The following is a 7,049-nucleotide window of genomic DNA, read 5'->3' as shown; positions in this document are numbered from 1 at the left end:
GTCGCCCGGGAACCGCAAGCCGTTGGATGGTCGGATTCCAGCGAAGTAGGTCGAGCGGGTCCGAGACATCGCGTCGCCGTCGGCGTTGACCCAAGTGATTTGTCGGGCTCGCAATCGAGTGCCAAAACCGTCGGCAATGATTCCGTATCCCATCATTGCGACGGTCGTGGCGACGGCGAGCACGGGGGCGATCAAGAACATCAGGTAGCTGCGTCCGCTCTTGGTTGTTTTGCGGTAAGCCACCGGTCCGACCAAGACAACAAACAGTCCCAGGAATCCCATGAAGGTGTAAACCGGAGGTTGGGAGACGCCAGGGATCATCCATTCGAAGAAACGCTGGGTGCCAATCATGGGGTCGACGCCGCGGCGGAGTGTTCGATAGGCATGAAAACCGAGCATGGATTTGGTCGTCCGCCAATCCAGCATGTTGATTGGTTCGTCGGAATTGCGAGCTGGCAGTTGAACGATCAGCCCCCCCTCGGACGCAAACACCATCATGCCTTTTTCGGTGCCCAGCTGATTGATCTTCTTGTTGTTGTTGTTATAGGCGTTCACCACCGAGCGACGAAACTTTTCGATGGCATTGATTTCGACTTCGCCGGCGCCCAGTTCGTCTAGCTGCATGTTGATTGCGTTGGCGCGTTCCCACTGGACGGCCATGTTCCCCGCCTCCGTGCGAAACGTCTGCGATGCCGTCGTTGCAATGGCATCAATGGTGGCTGCATCCAAAGTGGATGAAGAGCTGCTGATCATCTTCGTATCGTTGATTTGATCAGGCAGGGTGCCTCGGATCAGAACCACGCCGCCACCATGAACCCACCGCATGAATGGTTTCCACCACGGTGGTTTTTCGGATTGATATTTTACGTAGTCTTCACGATGAAAGACGATCGCATCGAACGGAAGCAACGACCGCCAGTCGAGCGGCATCTCATTGGCGGAGTGCGATTGCACAGCGATGAAATTTTGATTGACGTTTCCGTTTTCATCGACCTGTGACATTTCGGAGTAAAACGATTCGCCTTCCCATTGCATGTCAAACGTAGAGTCGACCAACGTCTGCAACGAGTCGTCTCGCAACTCCATGTCTTCATCGGAGTTGACCCAAATCAATCGCCAACGGAGTTCGTCACGCATGGCCTTTTCCACCGCCGTGTAACGCTGCAGTGCTTTACCGATCTCGTTAGGGATGTCAGTGATCGCGCGGCCGTCTTCCAGGATGGATGCATCGTACAAATCTCCGTAAGAAGTCTTGGGGACATGTCGGATGATTGTTTGCTGGGTGGAGTTCTCGGGAATCCGGAATGGAATTTCCACCTCCAAGGCCGACTGCGGTGGACTGTGCCCGTTTCCGCGAGGTGCGAGCACCAAGGTGAAGTTGTGGTCTGCCGTGGTGGGACCGCCTGTCGAAGTGAACTCAATTTCGACACGCTGCGTTTCGGGGATGTCTGGCGCGGACAGGCGTACGCTGATTTGATATCCCAGTCGATTGATTCGACCGCGTGGGAAGATCGTGGCGTTGTTGCCATCGTTGATCCAAAAGCTGCCCTCGCCTGAATGTGGTTGTCCAAAGGCGTTGGTGTCAGTCAATCCAACGAACAGCAAGGCGAGCGTGAAGCAAAGTGCAAGCGTCGAGCGGTTCATAGTTCTTTCTCCCGAGGCTTGAGCAACTGCGGCGGCAATTCGTCTTTGGCGAACGGACTGCCTTGGCGAGATTGGTCGACGCGCCCGATCGTCAATCGAGCGACCAACCACGAAACCAGAAAAGCGCCGGCGGCCATCGCGAAAAAAAGAACAAAGACACCCACGAAGGCGAGAGTGGCCTTTGCAAAGACGGCCCCGTTGCCCGCCGCTCGCGTGATCGCGGCAAGGATGGCGGCCAACGCCGTGATTGCCATCATCATTCGGAACGAGACACGAGGCAGCACACGGCTGCGAATGACCGGTTGAATGGACGGCGTGGGCGTGATGATCGGTTCGGGGGCAGGCATGCGTTCGATCAAACAGAGACAAGATCAATCAGGACGATGAGTTTCGAAAGTCGATTGCGGGTCGTGCTTGCCCGCTTTTCGATTCTCGACCACCTGATGATACAGTGTCTCTTGAACCCGCATGGGGGCTTCGTTCTTTCGTGGCTTCAAACGCTGGTAACTTCCGTCCGGTTGCATCCGCCACGCGTTTTGATTGTCGCGGAAATACAGCTGCAGTGTTTCCCGAAGGCGTTTGCGGGCGGCGGGATCGATCACGGGCACAAGCAATTCGACTCGGCGGTCTAAGTTGCGAGGCATCCAGTCCGCACTGCTGATGAACATTTCGTGATCGCCACCATGGCGGAAATAGAACGTTCGTGCGTGTTCCAAGAACCGGTCGACGATCGAAACGACCTCAATCGTTTCGCTCATTCCCGGCACGCCCGGTCGCAAACAGCAAACGCCACGGACGTTCAAGCGAATTTTCACGCCCGCTTGGCTGGCCAAGTACAACGCATCGATGACCTCGGTGTCCACCAACGCGTTCATCTTGGCGATGATCTCGCCCTTTTGGCCCTGCCGGCAACGTTCGGTCTCACCTTGGATCAAATCCAGGATTTGGCGACGCAGCGTCAGTGGCGCCATGCCGAGTTGTTGAAGTGGTTGCGGTTGGCTGGCTCCCGTGACGGCGTTGAAGAACATCGTCGCGTCGGTTCCAAGGATCTCATCGCAGGTCAGCACCGAGATGTCACCATACAAGTTGGCGGTGACCTCGTTGTAGTTGCCGGTTCCGAAGTGGACGTATCGCACCAAACCCTGAGGTTCGCGACGAACGATGATGCAAACTTTCGCGTGCGTTTTCAATCCACGAATGCCGTAGATGACCTGCACGCCGGCCTGTTCCATTTCGCGAGCCCATTCGATGTTGCGGGCTTCGTCGAATCGGGCTTTCAGCTCCACAATCGCGGTGACGTATTTTCCTCGCTCGGCCGCTCGCATCAGTGCAGCAACGATTGGGCTGTTGCGACTGGTCCGATACAGGATCTGCTTGACGGCCAGAACATCCGGGTCCACCGAGGCTTCTTCCAACAATCGGACCACCGGATCAAAGGACTCGTACGGATGCATCAGCATGATGTCTCCGTCCGAGATCGATGTGAACATGGATTCGGCGGGATCGATTCTTGGGCTGCGTTGCGGAGGCCATTCATCGTCGCGAAGGGTGTTCATTCCCTTCAGGCCGTGCAGCGCAAACAAGTACGTCAGATCCAGAGGACCATCGATGTCAAAAACGAATTGAGGATCGACGTTGAAGCTGTTGATCAGGTAGTCGCGAATTTCCGAATTCGCGTTTGCGTCGATCTCCAACCGAACAACATCGGACAGACGTCGGCTCTCGAGGACTTCTTCCATGCCGCCGAGCAAGTCACCCGCGCCGTCTTCGCGAAGTTCAATGTCGGCATTGCGAGTGATGCGGAACGGTTTGCACTGAATCACTTCGCGACCGGGAAAGAACTCGTCAACGAAGTGTGAGACCAGGTCTTCCAGCAACGCGTAGGAGTAGCCCGACTCGATGGGCGACGCATCATCGCTTTCTTTGGGAGCCGCGCCCTTCTCAATCGGCGGCTTTTCGATCGGAAGCGGAATCACACGCCCAAGCGTGCGGCCGAGTGGGATCACCGCGAATTGGGTATCGGGTTCGGTTTGATCTGCACCGTCTTCCGAAGCCGAAGAGGTTTCAGAATTGGACTGGTGGTTGGCCGAGTTGGTGGGCCGCTTGAGATTCGACGGGACTCGATCGTCCAATGAGTCGGTCGGTGGTGGGGTCTGTTGCGGACCGATCTCATCGCCCGGACGCAATTGCACGCACAAGTGGATTCCCAAACCAGGCAGCATGGGGAAGCGTCGATCGTGAAGTGCTTGCGGTGAAAGCACCGCCAGCACGTCGCCGCGAAAATGGCGTTCGGCGGCGGCGAGCAATCGATCGCTGCATTCGGCCGGATCGATTTGATTGATTTTGTGTTCGCCCAGCAACGGCAGCAACTCGTTTCGCAGCAATTGGTATTGCCGGTCGACGTGTCCTTGGCAGCGTTTCGAAATCGCCTGCAATTGCTCTGTCGCGGTTCGACCGGACGGGTCGCGCCGTCCACCTCCGCTCACCGCCTGCAGTTTCAAACTGCCAACGCGGACCATCATGAACTCGTCGAGATTCGAACTGGTGATCGCCAGGAATTTGGCTCGTTCCAGAAGTCTTACCGACGGATCATCCCCCTGATCCAATACGCGAGCGTTGAATTCCAACCACGCCAGCTCGCGGTTGATGAACCGAGGTGCGTCAGCAGCCGCGGATTCCACTTGGCGTCGCGACACGGTTTTGGTGCTTTTCTGAGGGCGTTTGCCGACGGACTGAGAGGGGGCAGGATCGTGGGACAACGTCAAACTCGCGAAGGAACTGGAGGAGACTGAATGGCGATGGGGATAGCGAACGTGTTCAAGCGGACTGTCGAGTCGGTCGGGACCGCGTCAGAAGTCAGCTCGGGCGACTGTTCTTCTTCGGTAACGCTTTCAAGAGCGGTCTCGGGAGCTGACTCCGGTGGCCAAGGCTTGCCCAGAAGAATATTGATCGCCTTGGGGTAAAAGTCTTTTCCGTAGGTCAACTCACCGCCTTGGTGACCCACTGCACCGACCATGCCAGCGACAACCAACAATCCGATTTTCCAGACTTTTGTCAGACGTTGGCGTCCCGCTTCATCGTCACTTTGAAGCGATTTCAAAGCAATGATTGCGAAGATGGTTGATAGGACCGTTACGATGATGGCCGACCAGCGATGCCAAAACAGTTCGGAATCGAAGTTGACCTTTGTCCAAGAGCCGTAGCCTTTTTCGACTGAGAAGGACCAACCCATCATCGTTGCAACGATCGCTGTCGCGGCACCGAGCAGCAGACAAACCAATGGGACTTGTGTACCGAGTGCGGGCCACTTCCAGCCCAGCACGACGAACAACCCGCCGACCAAGAACAGGGCGATGGGGAAGTGGACGGTTGCCGGGTGAAGGAATCCTTGGAACGACCAGACCCGGGCCAGCAGTCCCGCGTCGGTTGGGTCGATGCCTTTGCGGATGCCATCGGCCAACTCAATCGGTTGGCCCGAGCCATCCAGATCGGGCTGAACGACGTTCGCTTCATCCGGCCAATTGGCACCTTCTTCGATCCAAATTCGAATCAGTGCCAATTCCGCCGGCGCAAGTGGTCCGCCATGACTGCGAGGTGGCATCAACATGTCGTCGTCTTCGCTGATCAAGTAGTCGATGTACATCGAGCTCGATTCGAGATCTTCTCCATAGACGTAGCTGAACACGGTGTCGCGATCGTCGACGCGAAAATCAGCCTTCGCCTCTTCGGCTCCGTGGCATTCCAAGCAGTGTTCTCGGAAGATCGGGGCAATGTCCCGTTCAAAATCGACGACCAAGCCTTCTTCGTCGACCGGCATCCGAATCACGTTTGTTTCAGCATCATCTGCGGCGTTGGAGCTGCCGGGGTGCAGCAGCGAGCACAGCAAGGTCAGTAGAAACACGCCGCAAAAGGCAAACTGACGTCTGGTTTGGGCTGTGTTCCAGCAAGGATGAGATTCGGGCATCGGCGGCAAGGGAGAATAGATAGGCATGATCGGAAGCAGACTGAGGGGCGGGACTCATGTGAAATGAGCGAAGGAGGGATGCCCATTGTACCGGCGAACGAGTGCCCGCCAAACCAGGATCGAAACCCATTTATCGGGTGCGAGCAGTCTCCTTCGGGAAATGCGCCGGTTCGCACGGACGAGCTGATCGGCGGTGGATTGCTGCCCTGGGCCCGGTTTCTCGCCCTCGGGTGACGTGGACAGACAAGCGTATAGAGAAACGCCATGGTGGATCGAGGCGGTGGTTGAGCACCCGGGAGTTGAGTTCACTGTGTGGTGCCGTGTTTCAGTGCGATGCCACCTTTTCGGGGCCCAGCGAGTTCTCGCCCAACAAGGTCGAGTCCAGCGAGTCATCGTGCCGGTCAACGGTTTGGGGGCGAGCTGCCGGAGGTTCGATCACGATTTGCCCTGCACCCCGGTCTGGCGTGGCCCGTCGGAGAACCGTATAGCTGCTTTCCCTGTCCCTTCGCGGCGTTCAGGCCGCTTGCATCGTCGTTAAGCTTGCCGCCGATTCGGTGGTTACATCACCGAGAAGTAGTTGTCGCAGGCGAAGTCGAAGTACTCCTTTTTGAGCTCCACTTCGAGGTTGTTGTAGAGACAGTAGTTACGAACCTGGAGCAGCAAATCTCGTGGTTGGCAGTTGCGGAAAGGACGATCGACGGGCAAGTAATGTGTCTTCACCAAGTAGTCGACCGCTTCGGCGTTATAAGGAATCTTGGTGACCTTGCACATGATTTCAAATAGCTTGCGGAAGTCGGCTTCAGGTGGGTTCTCCACTTCAATCTTATAGGGGATCCGCCGAAGGAAAGCGTCGTCCACCAAGTCTTTGGGTTCCAGGTTGGTGCTGAAGATCACCAGTTGGTCAAACGGAACCTGGATCTTCTTACCCGATGCCATGTTCAAAAAGTCATAGCGTTTTTCGAGTGGAATGATCCAACGGTTGAGCAATTGATCGACGGACATCTTCTGGCGACCAAAGTCATCAATGACCAGAGTTCCGCAGTTGCTTTTCATCTGCAACGGGGCTTCGCTGATGTTGCTGGTGGTGTTGTTGAGGACCTCGAGCATTTCCATTGTGAGCTCACCACCGGCCACGATTGTCGGCCGTTTGATGCGTACCCAGCGTTTGTCAAAGCTTCCCGAACTCAGCAATCCGCCGGAGCTTTCGGGCATCACCGCCTCGTGATTCATCGGGTCAAAGACGCGCAGGATGTCTCCGTCAATGTCCACCGCGCGGGGAATCCAAATGTATTTCCCAAACGCGCCGGTCACTCGTTCGGCGATGGATGTCTTGCCGTTGCCGGGGAATCCAAACAGAAACATCCCGCGTCCGCTGGCCACCGCGGGCCCCAGACGGTGCAACATCTTTGGGTTGATCAGCAAGTCGCTGAATGCTCGTTGA

At 56.5% G+C, this 7,049-nt stretch carries 5 protein-coding genes (1 of these 5 only partly in view); all 5 read right to left on the bottom strand.

Annotation, left to right across the window (positions count from 1 at the left end; all coding sequences use genetic code 11):
* The coding region (locus B2R17_RS08850) for a hypothetical protein (RefSeq protein ID WP_286763700.1) at window positions 1–1,644 on the bottom strand (1,644 nt) is incomplete at its 3' end.
* A complete protein-coding gene (locus tag B2R17_RS08845; RefSeq protein WP_008667047.1) occupies window positions 1,641–2,003 on the bottom strand; it encodes a hypothetical protein in 363 nt (120 codons plus the stop codon). The genes B2R17_RS08850 and B2R17_RS08845, both read right to left, overlap by 4 nt.
* 12 nt (window positions 2,004–2,015) lie before the next feature.
* Window positions 2,016–4,403 carry a polyphosphate kinase 1 gene (gene ppk1 / locus B2R17_RS08840; protein ID WP_286763699.1) on the bottom strand — a complete coding sequence of 796 codons (2,388 nt, stop codon included), beginning with the start codon at window positions 4,401–4,403 and terminating at the stop codon, window positions 2,016–2,018.
* A 2-nt stretch (window positions 4,404–4,405) separates the two neighbouring features.
* Window positions 4,406–5,608 carry a c-type cytochrome domain-containing protein gene (locus tag B2R17_RS08835; protein ID WP_286763742.1) on the bottom strand — a complete coding sequence of 401 codons (1,203 nt, stop codon included), beginning with the start codon at window positions 5,606–5,608 and terminating at the stop codon, window positions 4,406–4,408.
* Window positions 5,609–6,166: 558 nt separating this feature from the next.
* On the bottom strand, window positions 6,167–7,049 hold the 3' portion of the coding sequence (locus B2R17_RS08830) for an ATPase with chaperone activity (protein WP_286763698.1). It continues 782 nt past the right edge of the window; only the last 883 of its 1,665 coding nucleotides appear in the window; its start codon lies off the right edge, out of view; the stop codon is at window positions 6,167–6,169.

Origin of the sequence: Rhodopirellula sp. UBA1907, from assembly GCF_002337565.1 — a bacterium.
GTDB lineage: Bacteria > Planctomycetota > Planctomycetia > Pirellulales > Pirellulaceae > Rhodopirellula > Rhodopirellula europaea.
Note: the sequence above shows the minus strand (reverse complement) of the source record. Positions and strands in the feature narration are given on the sequence as shown.

Bases quoted from the DNA above. Each gene is read 5' to 3' on its own strand.
- B2R17_RS08835 (WP_286763742.1), bottom strand. From the start codon at position 5,608: ATGCCCGAATCTCATCCTTGCTGGAACACAGCCCAAACCAGACGTCAG.